Raw genomic sequence first — 17,633 nt, forward strand, 5'->3', positions numbered from 1 at the left:
ATTGAACGCAAGGAACAGGTTTGGAACGCATAGCCGTCATCGACTTTGAAACCACCGGGATCACCCCGAGCAGCAGCTGCCGGGCCACGGAAATTGCTGTGGTGATACTTGAACAGGGGCGCATTGTCGAGCGTTACCAAAGCCTGATGAACGCGGGCGTGCGGGTCCCGGCGTTTATCGAACAGTTGACCGGCATCAGCAATGCCATGCTGCGCACCGCGCCCAGTGCCGAACAGGTGATGAATGAGGTCAACGAATTCGTGGGCACCACACCACTGTTGGCGCACAACGCTGCGTTCGACCAGAAATTCTGGGACTTTGAGCTGGGGCGGATCAAGCGCACCCGCTTGCAGAACTTCGCCTGCTCGCTGCTACTGGCCCGGCGCCTGATGCCGACGGCACCGAACCACAAGCTCGGCACCTTGACCACTTTTGCTCGACTGCCCCACACCGGCCAGGCTCACCGGGCCATGGCCGACGCGGAAATGGCGGCCAACCTCGCCACGTATCTGGAGCAAGAGTTGCTGCAGAAGTATGGCGTGCGCGAGTTGTCCCATGATTTTCTGCGCAGTTTGCAGAAAGTCCCGGCGGCGAAAATCGACGAACACCTCAAGCGGCATCGCGGGCTCTAGCGGCAAACACGTCCACCGTGGGGCGAGCAGGCGCGCGCTCACGCGTGATCTATTTCCCGTTCCCCTCCAATTGCCCTAGCGGCACCCGCTTCTCGATGGCGCTGGACAACACAATCGAAGTCTTGCTGAACCCGAACGTGGCCACGCGGTTGATCAGCGCCTCCAGCTCCTGCATCGAACCCACGGCGGCTTGCATGATCACGCAGGGGTCACCCGTCACCCGGTGGCACTCGGTCAGCTGCGGGATTTTGATCAGATCATCGTAGGCTTTCTGGTTGCCGTGTTGGTTCAGGCGCAGTTCGATGACGCACTGGATAGGCAGCCCGAGCTTGGCCATGTCGACTTTTGCCGCGTAGCCGGTAATCACCCCGCAGGCTTCGAGCTTGGCCACGCGTTCGGCCACGGCCGGGGCGGACAGGTTTACTTTGCGCGCCAGCTCGGCGTAGGACGCACGACCGTTTTCCAACAGGGCGCTGAGCAACATGCGGTCGAATTTGTCCATTGTGCGGGTTCCTGAACATGACTGACTTTCGAAAGTACGGGTTACAGCGAAAATCTCCGTGCTTTTAAAAGTGTACTGGCCCGATAAACAGGTTTTGTAACTTATTTTCCAGTGTTGGCCTTTCTAGAATAGCTGCTCACATTGACCTGTCTTCGAGCTGACCATGCCTGGCCTACGTCGCTTTCCCTTACCGTTGATCGCCGCCTTTTTCGCGTTGTATGTGATTTGGGGGTCGACCTACCTGGTGATCCGCATCGGCGTGGAGTACTGGCCGCCGCTGCTGCTGGCCGGTATCCGCTTCGTGATCGCCGGGACATTGATGTACGCCTTCCTGCGTTGGAGAGGGGCGCCGGCACCGACCTGGGCGCAATGGAAAGCCGCCGGGATCATCGGGATTCTGCTGCTCAGCTGTGGCAATGGCGCGGTCAGCGTGGCCGAGCACATGGGCGTGGCCTCCGGGGTGGCGGCGTTGGCGGTGGCGACGGTACCGCTGTTTACCTTGCTCTGTGGCTATTTCTGGGGCGCACGTAATACCCGTCTCGAATGGGCCGGGATTGTGCTTGGCCTGATTGGCATTGCCATGCTCAACCTGGGGTCCAATCTGCAATCGAGTCCGTTGGGCGCGGCGCTGCTGATTTTCGCCGCAGCGACCTGGGCGTTCGGCTCGGTGTGGAGCAGACATTTGCCCTTGCCCCAGGGCGCAATGGCCAGCGCCGTAGAAATGCTGGTCGGTGGCGTGGTGTTGCTGATTGGCAGCGCGATTAGTGGTGAACGCCTGGAGAGCCTGCCGCCGATCGAAGGCTGGGCGGCGCTGGCTTACCTGACCGTGTTCGGTTCGATCATCGCCTTCAACGCCTACATGTACCTGTTGAAACACGTGCGGCCGGCGGCGGCCACCAGTTATGCCTACGTCAACCCGGCCGTGGCGGTGTTGCTGGGGATCGTGTTCGTCGGCGAGACCATCGGTATCGAGGAAGCGCTGGCCATGCTGGTGATCATCAGCGCCGTGGTGTTGATCGGCTTGCCGCAGTGGCGCCGGGGTGCCGATCGACCCGCCGCTGTCACGCCGACAGAATCCCGTGTGAATTAGGGTAAACTGCGCGCCATTGCATACCCGCGCTGATTTATTCCTACGGTACTCCCATGACTTTCGCCACTCTTGGCCTGATCGAACCCTTGCTGCGCGCCCTTGAGACGCTCGGCTACCAGACCCCGACCCCGGTGCAGGCGCAAGCCGTCCCGGCAGTGCTGGCCGGTCGCGACCTGATGGCCGCGGCCCAGACCGGCACCGGCAAGACCGCCGGTTTCGCCGTGCCGCTGTTGCAGTTGCTGGCCATGGAAGGGCCGAAAGTCACCAGCAACTCGGTGCGTGCGCTGATCCTGGTGCCGACCCGCGAGTTGGCCGAACAGGTCCATGAAAGCGTGCGCCAGTACGCCGAGCACCTGCCGTTGAGCACCTACGCGGTGTATGGCGGCGTCAGCATCAACCCGCAAATGATGAAGCTGCGCAAAGGCGTCGACCTGCTGGTGGCCACGCCGGGTCGCCTGCTGGACCTGTTCCGCCAGAACGCACTGAAGTTCAATCAGCTGCAAACCCTGGTGCTGGACGAAGCCGACCGCATGCTCGACCTGGGCTTTTCCGAAGAACTGGCGAACATTTACAAGGCGCTGCCGAAAAAGCGCCAGACCCTGCTGTTCTCCGCCACCTTCTCGGACCAGATCCGCCTGCTGGCCGGACAAATGCTCAACGATCCGCTGAGCATCGAAGTCAGCCCGCGCAACGTCGCCGCCAACACCGTCAAGCAATGGGTGGTGACGGTCGACAAGAAGCGCAAGCCGGAGCTGTTCGTTCACTTGATGCGCAAGAACAAGTGGAAGCAGGTGCTGGTGTTCGCCAAGACCCGTAATGGCGTGGACGCACTGGTGGAGAAGCTTCAGGGCCTGGGCGTGAATGCCGACGGTATTCACGGCGACAAGCCACAAGCCACTCGCCAACGTGCACTTGATCGTTTCAAGGCCAGTGAAATCCAGATACTGGTGGCCACTGATGTGGCTGCCCGTGGACTGGATATCGAAGACTTGCCGCTGGTGGTCAACTTCGACTTGCCGATCGTCGCCGAGGACTACATCCACCGTATCGGTCGTACCGGTCGTGCGGGTTCCACCGGCGAGGCCATTTCGCTGGTGTGCGCCGATGAGGTGAACCTGCTGTCGGCCATCGAGATGCTGACCCGTCAGGCCTTGACCCGCCACATGGAGCAGGACTTCGAACCGGAGCATCGGGTGCCGGACACCGACGCTAGCGGTCAGGTGATCAAAAAGCCGAAAAAGCCGAAGAAACCCAAGGCTTCGGGTGGCGGCAAACGCAACCTGGGCAAATGGGTGGACAGTGGCGAGACAGTGGCCGATGTGCCCGTCAAGCCGGTACGCAAGGTGCCGGTGTTCAACACCGGGCCGCGCAAGCGTAAGCCTTGAAAGCAGCGACAAGCGGCAAGTTTCAAGCTGCAAGAAAGGAGCAGGTCATGCGCCTGCTCTAGCTTATAGCTTGCCGCCGCTCCTCAGCCATTCGACCATCCCCATCCCCGCCGCGCGGCCACTGGCGAAGCAGGCTGTCAGTAGATAGCCGCCCGTCGGCGCTTCCCAGTCGAGCATTTCCCCGGCACAGAACACGCCGGGCAGTTGCTTGAGCATCAGCTGTTCATTCATGGCCTCGAAGGTCACGCCGCCGGCGCTGCTGATGGCCTCATCCAGCGGCCGGGTTCTGACCAGTGTCAGTGGCAGGGCCTTGATGGCATTGGCCAGTGCCAGCGGGTCGGCGAAGCATTCGGCGGCGGTCAGCTCACGCAGCAGTGCCGCCTTGACGCCGTCCAGACCCAGTTGGCTGTGCAAGTGCTTGGCCATGGAGCGTGAGCCGCGAGGCTTGTTCAATGCGGCCTGGATTTTATCCACAGGCCGGCCCGGCAGCAGGTCGAGGTGAACAGTGGCGCAAGCGTATTGATTGATGGCCTCGCGAATCGGTGCCGACAGTGCATAGATCAGGCTGCCTTCAATGCCGGTGGCGGTGATCACGCATTCCCCGAGTCGCGGCGTGTCGTCGTTCAAGCCCATGGCGATATTTTTCAGCGGCGCGCCGGCGAATTTGCTGACCATCAGCTCGCTCCAGGCGGTCACTTCGAACCCGCAATTGCTCGGCTGTAGCGGCGTCAGGTCGATACCTTGTTGTTCCAGCGCGAGCATCCATGCACCGTCCGAGCCTAGGCGCGACCAACTGCCGCCACCCAGTGCCAGCAACAGGGCATCGGCGTTGATCGTTTTCTCGCCGTCGGGGCTGTCGATGCGCAGGCTGCCATCGGCGTTCCAGCCCAGCCAGCGGTGGCGGGTGTGGATCGCCACGCCAGCATCACGCAAGCGTTTGAGCCAGGCACGCAACAGTGGGGCGGCTTTCATGTCCGTGGGAAACACGCGGCCAGAGCTGCCGACGAACGTGTCGATGCCCAGCCCGTGAATCCATTCACACAGCGCGGGCGCACCGAACTCACGCAGCAACGGCGCGATGTGCGGGGCGCGCTCGGCGTAACGCGAAAGGAACGCCGGGTAGGCTTCGGAGTGAGTGATGTTCATGCCACCGACACCGGCCAGCAGGAACTTGCGGCCCACCGAGGGCATGCCGTCGTAGAGGTCTACCTTGACGCCCGCCTGGCTCAATACCTCGGCGGCCATCAGGCCGGCAGGGCCGCCGCCGATGATGGCGACGTGATGAGGGCGGTTGGCGGAAGGCTGGGTCATGGCGTGCGCTGCGGTTCGGCGAAAGAGGGCCGGCATTCTATCAGCACCGCAATGTCATCGTCGTGGCGGCAGCTGATCAAAAAACACTCAGTGCCTTGCAGGCTATATAGGCTGTGGCCTGTAGGGACTTTCGCTCAGGTTATCCACAGGCCGTTACACAGACATTGTGGGTAAAGCATCCACAACTCAATGACAACCTGATGACTGCCAGACCCGTTGTGCACTGTGGTGCAGGATCCCGTGGCGTCGCGCCAGGGCTTGTCGATCCTTGCTGTAACCGCCGCCGATCACACCCATCACGGGAATATCCCGCCCCAGGCAATGGCGCAGTACGCTTTCATCACGTGCCGCGACGCCGGTATCGGTCAGTTTCAGGTAGCCCAGTGCATCGTCCTTGTGCACATCGACACCGGCGTCATACAGCACCAGGTCCGGCTGGTAGAGCGGCAGTAGGTAATTGAGCGCGTCATCCACCACCTTCAGATAGTCCGCATCGCCCATGCCCATGGGCAACGGAATGTCCCAGTCGCTTTTGGCCTTGCGTGCCGGAAAGTTCTTTTCGCAGTGCAGGGAAACCGTCACCGCATCCGGGGTATGTTCGAGAATCCGTGCAGTACCATCGCCCTGATGCACGTCGCAGTCAAAAATCAGCACCCGACCGACCCGGCCGCTTTCCAGCAGGTAATGGCTGATCACGGCCAGGTCATTGAAGATGCAGAAACCGGCGGGGTGATCGTAATGGGCGTGATGGGTGCCGCCGGCCAGATGGCAGGCCAATCCGTGTTCCAGTGCCTGCTCGGCGGCCAGCAATGAACCGCCGACCGCCCGCACGGTGCGCCGGGCCAGCGCTTCGTTCCAGGGCAGGCCGAGGCGCCGCTGGTCTTCGCGGGACAACTCGCCACCCATATAGCGTTCTATATAGGCAGGGTCGTGGGCCAGGGCGAGGATCTCGGGTGGGCAGATGTCGGGGCGCAGCAAGTGCCGGTCCTGGGTCAGGCCACTTTCTACCAGGTGATCGCGCAGCAACCGGAACTTGTCCATGGGGAAGCGGTGTTCCGCCGGGAATTCGGGGCTGTAGTCTTCGTGGTAGATCAGCGGTAGCGACATGGCAACTTCAGGGCGTGAATGAGTGAAGGATCCTACCAGCGATGTAGACTTGTTTGCAGGGAAACGGAAGGGGGGAAAGATGGAGCCGATACTGCAACTGGAGAGTGCGCGACTGTTGATGCGCCAGTGGCGCGACGACGATTTGCCGGCATTCGCGGCAATGTGTGCCGATCCGCAGGTCATGCGCTATTTCCCGGCACCCTTGAGCCGGCTGGAAAGTGCGGCATTGATCGGGCGAATCCGTGGGCATTTCGCTGAGCATGGTTTCGGTTTGTGGGCGCTGGAGCGCAAGGACACGGGGGCGTTCATCGGGTTTACCGGTTTAGGCGTGGTCGGGTTCGAGGCCTCCTTCACCCCCGCGACCGAAATCGGCTGGCGCCTGGCGCGCGAGCATTGGGGCCTGGGCTACGCCAGTGAGGCGGCCTGGACCGCTCTGCGTTGCGGCTTTGACCGGTTGCCCCTGGACGAAGTGGTGGCCTTTACCACTGAGACCAATTTGCCGTCGCAGAAAGTCATGCAGGCCATTGGCATGCAGCACGACCCGGCGGGGGATTTCGAGCACCCCAGGCTGGAGCCCGATCATCCGTTGCGCCGCCACGTGCTGTACCGCATCAGTCGCGAGCAATGGTTGGAAACCTTGCATGGCTAAGCTGGCCGGGATGTTTACAATGTGTCCATCAGTTGGCCCGGGCCAACGTCTGAATTGACCGACGCAGCCAAGACTGCGCGGCATTGCTCTGTGTGAGGAGAGTCTGAATGAGCCATGTGTTGGATGATCTGGTCGACTTGCTGACCCTGGAGCCGATCGAAGAAAACCTGTTTCGCGGTCGTAGCCAGGACCTGGGGTTTCGTCAGCTGTTCGGCGGCCAGGTGCTGGGCCAGTCCCTTTCCGCGGCCAGCCAGACGGTCGAGGAGGCACGTCACGTGCATTCGCTGCACGGCTATTTTCTGCGCCCGGGCGATGCCGGACTGCCGGTGGTCTACCAGGTGGACCGGGTGCGTGATGGCGGCAGTTTCAGCACGCGCCGCGTGACCGCCATTCAGAAAGGCAACCCGATCTTCACCTGCAGTGCATCGTTCCAGTACGACGAAGAAGGCTTCGATCACCAGACCGCAATGCCACAGGTGGTGGGTCCGGAAAACCTGCCCTCGGAACTGGAAATCACCCAGCAGCGCGCGCACCTGATCCCGGAGCACATGCGCGAGAAACTGTTGTGCCCCAAGCCGATCGAGGTGCGCCCGGTCACTGAAAAAGACCCGTACAACCCGCAAGCGGCCGACCCGATCAAATATGTCTGGTTCCGCGCCGATGGCACCTTGGCCGACTCGCCGGCCCTGCACAAGTATCTGCTGGCCTACGCCTCGGACTTCGGATTGCTGACCACGTCGATGTTGCCGCATGGCAAGTCGGTCTGGCAGAAAGACATGCAGGTCGCCAGCCTGGATCACGCCCTGTGGTTCCACGCCGACCTGCGCGCCGATGACTGGCTGCTCTATGCCATGGACAGCCCATGGGCCGGCAACTCGCGTGGTTTCTCCCGTGGCAGCGTGTACAACCGCGCGGGCAAGCTGGTGGCGTCGGTGACCCAGGAAGGCCTGATTCGTCATCGCAAGGATTGGGCATGAGCCTGTCCTGCGTGCAGCACTGGGTGTTCGACATGGACGGCACCCTGACGGTTGCCGTGCATGACTTTGCAGCGATTCGCCAGGCCCTGGCGATTCCTGCCGACCACGACATCCTCACCCACCTCGCCGCGCTGCCGGCCGATGAGGCGGCTGCCAAGCATGCCTGGTTGCTGGAACACGAGCGGGATCTGGCGCAGGGCTCAAAACCGGCCCCCGGGGCGGTTGAGCTGGTGCGGGAACTGGCAGGGCGCGGTTATCGCCTGGGGATCCTGACACGTAATGCGCGGGAACTGGCCCATGTCACGCTGGAGGCGATTGGCCTGGCTGACTGCTTTGCCGCCGAGGACGTACTGGGCCGTGACGAGGCCCCGCCAAAGCCCCATCCCGGTGGCTTGCTGAAGCTGGCCGAGGCCTGGGATGTCGCACCGAGCGAGATGGTGATGGTGGGGGACTACCGTTTCGATCTGGATTGCGGTCGCGCCGCGGGCACGCGAACGGTGCTGGTGAATCTGCCGGACAATCCGTGGCCCGAGTTGACGGACTGGCATGCGTCCGATTGTGTGGCGTTGCGGCAGATGCTGTTCGCCTGAGGGACTACGCCCTCCAGCACGACGTTGTTTACCCGCAAAACAACCCCGGCGACCCATCGGGCGAGGAAGGTTTCCTCGCCCCGGGTGTATGCCGTCAGAGGCTCTTCGAGGCGAAGGTGTCGCATTGGCCAATCTGGCCTTGGGCGAAACCGATCTTGAACCAGCGAACCCGCTGCGCTGAGGATCCATGGGTGAAGGAGTCGGGCACGACGCGGCCCTGACCCTGCTGCTGCAAGCGGTCGTCACCGATGGCGTTGGCGGCGTTCAGGGCTTCTTCGATATCCCCGGGTTCCAGCCAGTTCAAGCGTTGTTGGGCATTGTGAGCCCAGACCCCCGCCAGGCAGTCGGCCTGCAACTCCTGACGGACCAGCAAGCCACCGTCGCCCTCCATGCGCTGACCCTGCTGGCGAGCCGCCTGGATCTTGGCGGAAACGCCGAGCAGGGTTTGTACGTGGTGACCGACTTCGTGGGCGATGACATACGCCTGGGCAAAATCCCCGGCGGCGTTAAAACGCTGAGACATCTCCTGGAAGAAACTCATGTCCAGATACACCCGCTGATCGGCCGGGCAATAGAACGGACCGGTCGCCGATGACGCGCCACCGCAGGCCGAGTTGACCCGGCCGCTGAACAGCATCAGTTTGGGCGCCGCATATTGACGCCCGGCCTGCTGAAAGATCTGGCCCCAGGTGTCCTCAGTGTCGCCGAGGATCCGCGCCACGAACTCTGCCTGTTCGTCATTGGCCGGCGGCGTCTTGCGGGTTTGCGTGGTGGCCGGGGCCGACTGCTGATCCATCTGTCCGGTCAGTTGGCCAAGAATCTGCAGCGGATCCTGCCCGGTGATCCAGCCGATACCCACGATCAACAGGATGGCCGTCAGGCTCAACCCCTTGCCGCCGCCAAAACGCATCCCACCGCCGCCACCGCCAGCATCCTCTGCGCGTGAATCGACCACGTTGTCACTGCGGCGGCCTTTTTTCCATAGCATGTGGGAATCCTCTGTTTGAGCGTGGTGATGAGTGTTGATGCTGAGTGGGGTAGACGCCAGTCCGGTCGTCAGACGAAAGGCATATGCTACTCGACGACTGACGTTGTCGGGCTACAGTTGCGTGGCGCTGAGAGTCTTACCCGTGGTGTAGTGGTTTGTCGTGTGCTTGAGAGCGTCTTTAACGTTGTCGCTGGGGCGGGTTTTGTTCCATCGCGTGTTGACGTTCCTTGTAGGTTGAGGGGCATTCATTGCCTTCTGCATGGAAACCAGTTGTGGCGAAGGGTAGGGGTACAAATGTGTAAAAGCGCGTTAAGCGTTTATGGCGCACATGTCCGGTTCCAGATTTCGCATTCATCCACTTGTCTTTTAGAATCGGCCAAATGTCCTTTGGAACCCGACCATGGCCGGCAGTCAGATCGAACGTGTATTCAGTGTCCTGGAAAGCCTCACCGGTGAGCCGCGAGGCCTGCCGATGCAGGCGCTGGCCGAGCAACTGGGGATTCCGAAAAGCGCCACTCACCGTTTGCTCGCCGAACTGATTCGCCTGGGGTACGTGCGGCAGAACCCGGATAACCTGCGCTATCAGCTATCGACCCGGCTGGTTGCCATGGGCTTTCGCTACCTGACGTGCAGCGGCGCGGACATCGTGCAGCCGGTGCTGGATCGCCTGGCCCAGGAAACTGGCGAGCTGGTGCGCCTGGGTGTGATCGAAGGCGAGCGCCAGACCTGGATTGCCAAGTCGCAGGGTGCGCGCTCCGGCTTGCGTTATGACCCGGACATGGGGCGCGAGGCGCCGTTGTCCTGCACCGCGTCGGGGCATGCGTGGCTGGCCTGCCTGAGCGATGCCGAGGCCTTGTCGCTGGTGGAGCGTCAAGCCTCGGCCGTCGTGCAGGAGCCTGGACCGAATGCCCCTCGTTCCAGCATCGAACTGCTCGAGCGCCTGCGTCTGGCGCGCGAGCACGGTTATGCCTGGGTCCAGGAAAGCTCGGCGGTCGGCACATCGGCCATTGCCGCGGTGGTGCGCCATCCATTGAATGGGCGGGTTGTCGGTGTGCTCAGTGTGGCCGGGCCAAGCGCGCGACTGACTGAGCCCCGCCTGCACCAACTGGCGCCGCTGTTGTTGCAGTTCTCTGAAGAACTGTCGGTCGCCAGTCAGGCGTCGGAGCTGTTCAACTGAGCCATTACAGGCCGTAGCGAGCGTTAAAAATACTCACCCTCTAAAGCGGTGCGCTGTTCGAACACTATCGGCGTAAGCGTGTGTGAAAAAATGGAATCGAGTTCTAGATTGTTCGAATTCTAGGTCCTGCCTATCAACACGCGAGGCTGTACGGTGAGTTCACCCCTGTCCGGTATCAATCACCCCTTAAAGGGCATCCTGCTGATCGTTGTCGCGACCTTCCTGTTCTCCACTCACGACGCGTTGTCGAAGTACCTGTCGGGTTTCTACCCGGTGGTGATGGTGGTGTGGGCGCGTTATGTGGTTCATACCTTGCTGATGGCCGGGATTTTTCTGCCGCAGTCCGGGTTGCGCGTCCTGCGTACACGACGCCCGCTCCTGCAATTACTGCGGGCGTTGTGCTTGCTGGGCACCAGCCTGCTATTCACCACGGGGTTGCTGTATATCCCGCTGGCGGAAGCGACGGCGGTCAACTTTCTCGCACCGGTGCTGGTGACGGCATTGTCGGTGCCGCTACTGGGCGAGCGGGTCACGCGGGGGCAATGGCTGGCCGTGATCTGCGGGTTTGTCGGGGTGCTCATCATCGTTCACCCGGGCGGTGAACTGTTCACGCTGGCGGTGGCGCTGCCATTGGGCTCGGCACTGTTGTTCTGCTTCTACCAGTTGTTGACGCGCAAGCTCAGCGAGGTCGACAGCCCCACCACCAGTAACTTTTTCGCCGGGTTGTGCAATACCCTGGTGATGAGTGCGCTGGTGCCGATGTTCTGGCACGTGCCGAGCGTTACCCATGGCCTGCTGATGCTGGCGCTGGGCGGTTGCGGGATGACGGCGCATCTGTTTCTGACCCAGGCGTTCCGCTATGCGGCACCGGCGTTGCTGGCACCCTTTGGCTACTGTCAGATCGTGTTCGCCGGGCTGCTCGGCTGGCTGCTGTTTGCCCACACGCCAAGCCTGACCACGGTGATGGGTATCACGGTCATTTGCCTGAGTGGCTTGGCGGCGGCATGGCAACAGCGGCGTCAATGAGCGGGGGAGGTGCGCAGGCCCGGATCAGGCCTGCGCGAAGGGGGTTCAGTCTTGCAGGTCGGGGATCTTGCGCGGTGCCATGAAGTACATCCAGAGCAGCGCAATGAAGTACATCGCCGGGATCATGGTGAAGAGCACGGTGTAGTTGTTATGCGTGACGGTCAGAATGTGCCCGACCAGTTGGGTCATGAACATCCCGCCGATGGCGGCGCACATGCCGCCAAAACCGAACACCGTACTCATCATGTGCTTGGGCGTGTAGTCCATCACCAGGCTCCAGATGTTGGCGGTCCAGGCCTGGTGCGCGCCGATGGCCAGGGAAATGGCAAACACCGCGACCCACAGATGGCTGGAGCCGGCTGCCATGATCACGCCGATGATGCAGCAGGCGAACAGGAACATCGACATCAGGCGCGCCTTGATCGGGTTGATCCCGCGACCGATCAGGAACGATGACAGGATGCCGCCGCCCACGCTGCCGAAGTCGGCGGTCAGATAGATGACGATCAGCGGAATGCCCATTTGCGTGACGTTGATGCCCAGGTTGTATTGCTGGTTGAGGAACGGTGGTAGCCAGTACAGGTAGAACCAGAACACCGGAGCGGTCATCGAGTAGGCGAGGGCGAAGGCCCAGGTGCCGCGCATGCGCAGGATGCGGGAAAACGGGACGCGGATTTGCTCCGGTTCGACTTCGTTCTGGATGTAGGCCAGTTCAGAGGGCTTTACGCTCGGGTGATCTTCCGGGTTGAAATACTTCAGGCCCCAGAACACCAGCCAGATCCCGCCCAATGCCGACATGCACAGGAACGCCGCCTGCCAGCCCCAGACATGGAGGATCAGGGGCAGCAGCATGGGGGTGAACATGGCACCAACGTTGGTGCCGGCGTTGAAGATGCCGGTGGCCACGGCGCGTTCGCCAGCGGGGAACCACAAACGCGTGGTTTTCACGCAGGCCGGGTAGTTGGCCGCTTCGGTCAATCCCAGGATGAAGCGACAGACCATGAACCCCACGGCCGACGTGGCCAGGCCATGGGCGCCCGTGGCCAGGCTCCAGAGCAACACCGCGCAGAAGAACACGCGCTTGACGCCGACCCGGTCGATCAAGCGGCCTTGCAGCACAAAGCCGATGGCGTAACCCACCTGGAACCAGAAGTTGATGTTGGCGTAGTCCATCGCCGTCCAGCTCATTTCCTTGGCCAGGATCGGCTGCATGACGCCCAGCGCGGCACGGTCGATGTAGTTCAGGGTGGTGGCGAAAAACACCAGCGCGAGCATGCTCCAGCGTGTTTTGCCGACGGCCATCGCACCGCGGATCTTGTCGCCGATACCGGCGGTGCCGCCGCCCAGGCCCGGGGCCATGCGGGAACTTTGAGAAGGAATCATGTGTGCCATCCGTTCAATGACTGACAAGCAAGGCTCGTCGGGACTTCAAGGGCGCGTGATCAATCGTCGGCCTGCGTGCCGCGGCACGTGGCGTGATCGATCGGCTGAGTAGTGTTCATGACTCAGTGTGAGCCTTGGGCTCAGCGTGCGAACCGGGGTCGGTTGCAGGCGCCAGCAGGGTTCGATGGCGGCTGGCAGCGGGGCGCCAGGCACGGGAAATGGAGGGGTGTACCAAGGGGCAAGGCGTTGAATGCAAGCATGAGCGTGTACCCGATTTTTGAAATTCTTATGGTGTGTTCTGGGTCTTTGGCCATCGCGACCGGTGGTTCACGACCGGACTCGATGTGTTGTCGATGGTGCGCAGTGAGCGAAAAATCGTCAATTCGCCAACCGCCATTGTGTTCGATAATCGCACGTTAAACTAACTGGTTGGTACATATTGAATTGCTCAATCAACACGCCAGCCCAATACTTCCCTTCACCTGAAGCGCCGATATAAAGACGCAGCCTCAATACGATCAGCCCCTTCCTTCGGGAGTTCAAGCATGCAGCGTTCCATTGCCACCGTTTCCTTGAGCGGTACCCTGCCGGAAAAGCTCGAAGCTATTGCCGCCGCCGGTTTCGACGGGGTGGAGATTTTCGAGAACGATCTGCTGTACTACGACGGCAGCCCGCGGGAAATCAGGCAGCTGTGTGCTGACCTCGGCATTGCCATCACCTTGTTCCAGCCCTTCCGTGATTTCGAGGGCTGCCGCCGTGATCGTTTGTCACGCAACCTGGAACGCGCCGAGCGCAAGTTCGACCTGATGCAGGAGTTGGGTACCGATCTGGTGCTGGTGTGCAGCAATGTTTCGCCCGACAGCCTTGGCGATGAACAGATTCTGATAGATGACCTGCGCCAGCTGGCCGAGCGCGCTGGAGCAAGAGGTTTGCGAATCGGCTACGAAGCACTGGCCTGGGGCCGTCATGTGAACAGCTACCAGCAGGTCTGGAACATTGTGCGCCAGGCTGACCACCCGAGCCTTGGTGTCCTGCTGGACAGCTTTCACACCCTGTCGCTCAAGGGCGATCCCCGGGCGATCGCGGACATTCCTGGCGAGAAGATTTTCTTTGTGCAAATGGCCGACGCTCCGATCCTGGCCATGGATGTGCTGGAGTGGAGCCGGCATTTTCGCTGCTTCCCCGGGCAGGGCGAGTTCGACTTGCCGGGGTTCCTCGCACCGGTTATCCAGAGTGGCTACACCGGGCCTCTGTCGCTGGAAGTCTTCAACGACGGCTTTCGCGCCGCGCCACCCCGGGCCAATGCCGCCGATGGCTTGCGTTCCTTGCTGTATCTGGAGGAGAAGACCCGAGCGCGCCTGCAGCAGTTAGCCACTCCCGCGCCCACCCCGCAGCTGCTGTTCGATACACCGGCCGCCAGTGACTACGACGGGATCGAGTTTCTGGAGTTCGCGGTGGACGAAACCCTGGGGGCCAAACTCACTCATTGGCTTGAGCGATTGGGCTTCGTCAAAGCCGGGCAGCATCGCTCCAAGAGCGTCACGCTCCTGCGTCAGGGGGCGATCAACCTGATCCTCAACTCCGAGCCCTATTCGTTCGCCCACAGTTTTTTCGAGGCGCATGGGCCATCACTGTGCGCGACGGCGGTACGGGTCAAGGACAGCGCCAGTGCGCTGGCACGGGCGGTGGCCTACAAAGGGCAGCCGTATCGCGGGCTGGTCGGTCCCAACGAGCTGGAGTTGGCGGCCGTGCGGGCGCCGGACGGCAGCCTGATTTACCTGGTGGATGAACACGCCGATGTCTACGGCACTGACTTCCGGTTGCAAGCAACGGCAAGCGCCGGTGGCGGGCTCAAGCGGATCGACCATATGGCCATGGCCCTGCCGGCGGACAGCCTCGACACCTGGGTGCTGTTCTACAAAAGCCTGCTGGACTTTGAAGCGGACGATGAGGTGGTGTTGCCCGACCCCTATGGTCTGGTGAAAAGTCGCGCGCTACGTAGCCGTTGCAGCTCGATCCGCTTGCCATTGAACATTTCCGAGAACCGCAACACCGCCATCTCGCACGCGTTGTCCAGTTATCGCGGGTCGGGTGTGCACCACATTGCCTTTGATTGCGACGATATTTTTGCCGAAGTCAGCCGCGCCAAACAGGCCGGCGTACCGCTGCTGGATATCCCGCTCAACTATTACGACGATCTCGCGGCACGCTTTGACTTCGACGATGAGTTTCTCAGTGAGCTGGCCTACTTCAATGTGCTGTACGACCGCGACGCTCAGGGTGGTGAACTGTTCCACGTCTACACCGAGCCGTTTGAAGGGCGGTTTTTCTTCGAAATCATCCAGCGCAAAAACGGCTACGCAGGATACGGCGCGGCCAATGTCGCGGTACGTCTGGCGGCGATGGCGAAGTCACGCAGCGGTGCCGCTCGCCAGGCCAAGTTGTAGGAAAATCGTAAGCGTGGCAGCACGTGACCGTGACGGAGCTTCCTTCACTGCATCGTGCGGCCCATAATCGCCAGTCTGTGCAGTGATGGCCATGAGCCCGGAATGAGAATGACCACAGACCTCACCGTAGCGCCCGACCTGTCCCAGGTCGAGCCGCGCAAGAGTCGCAAGAACAACCCGGAAAAAAACCGCGAGAATATTCTTCAAGAAGCCATTGTCGAGTTCGTTCAGCAGGGGTTGTCCGGCGCGCGCGTGGACGCCATCGCCGAGCGAATTCACACCTCAAAACGCATGATCTATTACTACTTCGGGAGCAAGGAGCAGCTCTACGTTGAAGTGCTGGAGAAGCTGTACGGCGATATCCGCCGCACCGAAAGCCGCCTGCACCTGGCCGAGCTTGCCCCGCGCGACGCGATCCGGCGGCTAGTGGAGTTCACCTTCGATCACCATGACCGTAATGTCGATTTTGTGCGCATCGTCTGCATCGAGAATATTCACAACGCCGAGTACGTGAAGCAGTCCCAGGCGATCAAGGCGATGAACACCACCATCCTCGATTCGCTGGGCGTGATTTTGCGTCGCGGTGCTGAAGAGGGCGTGTTCCGTAGCGGGTTGAATGCGTTGGACGTTCACTTGCTGATCAGTTCGTTCTGTTTCTACCGGGTATCGAACCGCCATACCTTCGGTGAGCTTTTCCAGGTCGACCTGCCCAATGAAGCCATCAAGCAGCGTCATCGGGAAATGATCTGCGAATCGGTCCTGCGCTATTTGCAGGCCTGACCCGTGGCGAGGGGCTGGTCCCGTCGCCATGCTTGCCTGCGCAGTGGTTTACCCCGTCATACCGTGAAAGTGCGCGAGCATGCGCTGGGTGTCCGGCACGACGCCGCTGAACAATTCAAAGGCCTTCACGGCTTGAAATACCGCCATGTTGCCGCCATCGAGTGTCCGGCATCCCAGGCTGCGGGCGGTGCGTAGCAGTTCCGTTTCCAGTGGAAAGTAAACAATCTCCGCGACCCACAAGGGTGTGCGCAGCAGTGCCGCCGGCACCGGCATGCCAGGCAGCTTGGCCATGCCCATTGGGGTGGTGTTCACCAGGCCATCGGCCAGTGCCATCGCGCCTGGCAGGTCATGACCGGCGCAGGCCCGGTCCCTGCCGAAATGTTGATTGAGGTTCTGCGCCAGGCTGCGTGCGCGATCTTGGTCCACGTCGAAAATACTCAGCTGGCGGACGCCTTCACTCAGCAGGGCATGAGCCACCGCTGCCCCGGCGCCGCCAGCCCCCATTTGCACCACGCGCTCGCGAGCCACGCCTTCCAGGCCCCGGCGAAAACCTTCGGCAAACCCCAGGCAGTCGGTGTTGTGGCCGATACGCTTGCCATCCTTGAGCACCACGGTGTTCACCGCGCCGATGCTCTGGGCTTCGGGCGAGAGTTCGTCGAGCAGCGGGATGATGGCCTGCTTGCACGGAAACGTGATGTTCAAACCGGTGAAACTCATGCGCTCAGCGGCCATCAGCAGATCCGGCAGGGCCGAGCTGTCGAGGTGCAACTGATCGAGGTCGATCAACCGATAGACATAGCGCATGCCCTGGGCATCGCCTTCGTGCTCGTGCAGCGCGGGCGTTCGGGAGGCCTGGATGCCGGCGCCGATCAGCCCGGCGAGTACGCCTGTGTTCTGTGCCATGTCGATTACCCCTGCAAGCGCTGACTGAAGTGCTCCAGTGCCAGGCGATAGCCGTGGCTGCCAAACCCGCACAGCACGGCGGTCGCAATGGCGGAAACAAAGGAGTGATGACGAAAGGGCTCCCGCGCATGGACGTTGGACAAATGCACTTCGATCACCGGTAGCTCGCTGGCGATCAGGGCATCACGGATAGCCACCGAGGTGTGCGTCCAGGCGGCCGGGTTGATCACGATCCCGGCGCAACGACCACGGGCCGAGTGAATCCAGTCCAGCAGCTCGCCTTCATGGTTGGTCTGGCGAAACTCCACTTTCAGGCCGAACTCCTCGGCGGCGCGTCCACACAGGGCCGAGATATCGGCCAGGGTTTCGTGGCCATAAGTTGCCGGTTCGCGAGTGCCGAGCAGGTTCAGGTTAGGGCCGTTCAGCACCAGGATGATCGGGGGCATGGGGGTATCTCCATTGTTATTGTTGGCATCGGTCAAGTGGTGGACCGGCCTGTGGAGATAAAATGTACCGCTTGGTTACTTTTTACAATTGGCGCTGAGCGGCAGGGCTCATTCGTTCGCAATAAGTGTTCGCTGATCGGACAGCAGCAGTCGTCAGCGCACCGGGCTCTGTGTGTATGGACTAAGGTGCATTGTGATCGCCGACAAAAAAGCCGTCATCAAGACGGCTGTTTTGTGAGG

At 61.5% G+C, this 17,633-nt stretch carries 17 protein-coding genes; 10 read left to right on the forward strand and 7 right to left on the reverse strand.

Features of this window, described 5'->3' with window-relative positions:
* Nucleotides 1–20 precede the first annotated feature (20 nt).
* Nucleotides 21–632 carry a PolC-type DNA polymerase III gene (locus CKW07_RS14005; protein WP_095145429.1) on the forward strand — a complete coding sequence of 204 codons (612 nt, stop codon included), beginning with the start codon at nt 21–23 and terminating at the stop codon, nt 630–632.
* Nucleotides 633–681: 49 nt separating this feature from the next.
* Here the strand turns inward: CKW07_RS14005 and CKW07_RS14010 are convergent, their stop codons facing one another.
* Complete coding sequence (locus CKW07_RS14010; RefSeq protein WP_095145430.1) at nt 682–1,134, reverse strand: Lrp/AsnC family transcriptional regulator; 453 nt, start codon at nt 1,132–1,134, stop codon at nt 682–684.
* 163 nt (nt 1,135–1,297) lie between these two features.
* Between CKW07_RS14010 and yedA the strand changes: the two genes are divergently transcribed.
* Entirely contained in the window at nt 1,298–2,224 is a 927-nt protein-coding gene (gene yedA, locus CKW07_RS14015) for a drug/metabolite exporter YedA (protein ID WP_095145431.1), read from the forward strand.
* Between the two features lie 53 nt (nt 2,225–2,277).
* The gene (locus CKW07_RS14020; protein WP_095145432.1) at nt 2,278–3,609 is read left to right on the forward strand and encodes a DEAD/DEAH box helicase; all 1,332 of its coding nucleotides are present in this window, start codon (nt 2,278–2,280) and stop codon (nt 3,607–3,609) included.
* A gap of 63 nt (nt 3,610–3,672) precedes the next feature.
* Here CKW07_RS14020 and CKW07_RS14025 read toward each other — a convergent pair whose 3' ends face one another.
* On the reverse strand, nt 3,673–4,920 hold the full coding sequence (locus tag CKW07_RS14025; RefSeq protein ID WP_176465319.1) for a TIGR03862 family flavoprotein: 1,248 nt from the start codon (nt 4,918–4,920) through the stop codon (nt 3,673–3,675).
* A gap of 186 nt (nt 4,921–5,106) precedes the next feature.
* Nucleotides 5,107–6,027: a histone deacetylase gene (locus CKW07_RS14030; RefSeq protein ID WP_095080665.1), complete on the reverse strand. Its 921-nt coding sequence runs from the start codon at nt 6,025–6,027 to the stop codon at nt 5,107–5,109.
* Between the two features lie 79 nt (nt 6,028–6,106).
* Here CKW07_RS14030 and CKW07_RS14035 point away from each other — a divergent pair, with 79 nt between their 5' ends.
* From CKW07_RS14035 to CKW07_RS14045, 3 genes are all read left to right on the forward strand, one after another.
* Nucleotides 6,107–6,676, forward strand: a complete 570-nt coding sequence (locus CKW07_RS14035) for a GNAT family N-acetyltransferase (protein WP_095145434.1) — start codon at nt 6,107–6,109, stop codon at nt 6,674–6,676.
* Nucleotides 6,677–6,783: 107 nt separating this feature from the next.
* On the forward strand, nt 6,784–7,653 hold the full coding sequence (gene tesB / locus CKW07_RS14040) for an acyl-CoA thioesterase II (RefSeq protein WP_095145435.1): 870 nt from the start codon (nt 6,784–6,786) through the stop codon (nt 7,651–7,653).
* Entirely contained in the window at nt 7,650–8,243 is a 594-nt protein-coding gene (locus tag CKW07_RS14045; protein WP_095145436.1) for an HAD family hydrolase, read from the forward strand. The genes tesB and CKW07_RS14045 overlap by 4 nt, the downstream gene beginning before the upstream one ends.
* A gap of 94 nt (nt 8,244–8,337) precedes the next feature.
* Here CKW07_RS14045 and CKW07_RS14050 read toward each other — a convergent pair whose 3' ends face one another.
* Nucleotides 8,338–9,231 (reverse strand): neutral zinc metallopeptidase, encoded by an 894-nt coding sequence (locus CKW07_RS14050; RefSeq protein ID WP_095145437.1) that lies wholly within the window; start codon nt 9,229–9,231, stop codon nt 8,338–8,340.
* A 400-nt stretch (nt 9,232–9,631) separates the two neighbouring features.
* Between CKW07_RS14050 and CKW07_RS14055 the strand changes: the two genes are divergently transcribed.
* Both CKW07_RS14055 and CKW07_RS14060 read left to right on the forward strand, forming a co-directional pair.
* Nucleotides 9,632–10,408, forward strand: coding sequence for an IclR family transcriptional regulator (locus CKW07_RS14055; protein WP_095145438.1), 777 nt, complete (start codon nt 9,632–9,634; stop codon nt 10,406–10,408).
* Between the two features lie 153 nt (nt 10,409–10,561).
* Nucleotides 10,562–11,434 (forward strand): DMT family transporter, encoded by an 873-nt coding sequence (locus CKW07_RS14060; RefSeq protein WP_256577050.1) that lies wholly within the window; start codon nt 10,562–10,564, stop codon nt 11,432–11,434.
* A 45-nt stretch (nt 11,435–11,479) separates the two neighbouring features.
* Here CKW07_RS14060 and CKW07_RS14065 read toward each other — a convergent pair whose 3' ends face one another.
* Entirely contained in the window at nt 11,480–12,817 is a 1,338-nt protein-coding gene (locus tag CKW07_RS14065; protein WP_095145440.1) for an MFS transporter, read from the reverse strand.
* A 545-nt stretch (nt 12,818–13,362) separates the two neighbouring features.
* Here CKW07_RS14065 and quiC point away from each other — a divergent pair.
* Both quiC and CKW07_RS14075 read left to right on the forward strand, forming a co-directional pair.
* Complete coding sequence (gene quiC / locus CKW07_RS14070) at nt 13,363–15,264, forward strand: 3-dehydroshikimate dehydratase QuiC (RefSeq protein WP_095145441.1); 1,902 nt, start codon at nt 13,363–13,365, stop codon at nt 15,262–15,264.
* Between the two features lie 102 nt (nt 15,265–15,366).
* Nucleotides 15,367–16,044 carry a TetR family transcriptional regulator gene (locus tag CKW07_RS14075; protein WP_095145442.1) on the forward strand — a complete coding sequence of 226 codons (678 nt, stop codon included), beginning with the start codon at nt 15,367–15,369 and terminating at the stop codon, nt 16,042–16,044.
* A gap of 48 nt (nt 16,045–16,092) precedes the next feature.
* Here CKW07_RS14075 and CKW07_RS14080 read toward each other — a convergent pair whose 3' ends face one another.
* Entirely contained in the window at nt 16,093–16,947 is an 855-nt protein-coding gene (locus CKW07_RS14080; protein WP_095145443.1) for a shikimate dehydrogenase, read from the reverse strand.
* A 5-nt stretch (nt 16,948–16,952) separates the two neighbouring features.
* On the reverse strand, nt 16,953–17,393 hold the full coding sequence (gene aroQ / locus CKW07_RS14085; protein ID WP_095080675.1) for a type II 3-dehydroquinate dehydratase: 441 nt from the start codon (nt 17,391–17,393) through the stop codon (nt 16,953–16,955).
* Nucleotides 17,394–17,633 lie beyond the last annotated feature (240 nt).

The organism is Pseudomonas sp. Irchel s3b6 (genome assembly GCF_900187415.1).
Classification (GTDB): Bacteria; Pseudomonadota; Gammaproteobacteria; order Pseudomonadales; family Pseudomonadaceae; genus Aquipseudomonas.

Excerpts from the sequence above, each read along its gene's own strand:
- CKW07_RS14055 (WP_095145438.1), top strand. The coding sequence starts at position 9,632 with ATGGCCGGCAGTCAGATCGAACGTGTATTCAGTGTCCTGGAAAGCCTC.
- yedA (WP_095145431.1), top strand. The coding sequence starts at position 1,298 with ATGCCTGGCCTACGTCGCTTTCCCTTACCGTTGATCGCCGCCTTTTTC.
- CKW07_RS14075 (WP_095145442.1), top strand. The coding sequence starts at position 15,367 with ATGAGAATGACCACAGACCTCACCGTAGCGCCCGACCTGTCCCAGGTC.
- CKW07_RS14045 (WP_095145436.1), top strand. The coding sequence starts at position 7,650 with ATGAGCCTGTCCTGCGTGCAGCACTGGGTGTTCGACATGGACGGCACC.
- CKW07_RS14010 (WP_095145430.1), bottom strand. The coding sequence starts at position 1,134 with ATGGACAAATTCGACCGCATGTTGCTCAGCGCCCTGTTGGAAAACGGT.
- CKW07_RS14030 (WP_095080665.1), bottom strand. The coding sequence starts at position 6,027 with ATGTCGCTACCGCTGATCTACCACGAAGACTACAGCCCCGAATTCCCG.
- quiC (WP_095145441.1), top strand. The coding sequence starts at position 13,363 with ATGCAGCGTTCCATTGCCACCGTTTCCTTGAGCGGTACCCTGCCGGAA.
- CKW07_RS14035 (WP_095145434.1), top strand. The coding sequence starts at position 6,107 with ATGGAGCCGATACTGCAACTGGAGAGTGCGCGACTGTTGATGCGCCAG.
- CKW07_RS14050 (WP_095145437.1), bottom strand. The coding sequence starts at position 9,231 with ATGCTATGGAAAAAAGGCCGCCGCAGTGACAACGTGGTCGATTCACGC.
- aroQ (WP_095080675.1), bottom strand. The coding sequence starts at position 17,393 with ATGCCCCCGATCATCCTGGTGCTGAACGGCCCTAACCTGAACCTGCTC.
- CKW07_RS14065 (WP_095145440.1), bottom strand. The coding sequence starts at position 12,817 with ATGATTCCTTCTCAAAGTTCCCGCATGGCCCCGGGCCTGGGCGGCGGC.
- CKW07_RS14080 (WP_095145443.1), bottom strand. The coding sequence starts at position 16,947 with ATGGCACAGAACACAGGCGTACTCGCCGGGCTGATCGGCGCCGGCATC.
- CKW07_RS14025 (WP_176465319.1), bottom strand. The coding sequence starts at position 4,920 with ATGACCCAGCCTTCCGCCAACCGCCCTCATCACGTCGCCATCATCGGC.
- tesB (WP_095145435.1), top strand. The coding sequence starts at position 6,784 with ATGAGCCATGTGTTGGATGATCTGGTCGACTTGCTGACCCTGGAGCCG.
- CKW07_RS14020 (WP_095145432.1), top strand. The coding sequence starts at position 2,278 with ATGACTTTCGCCACTCTTGGCCTGATCGAACCCTTGCTGCGCGCCCTT.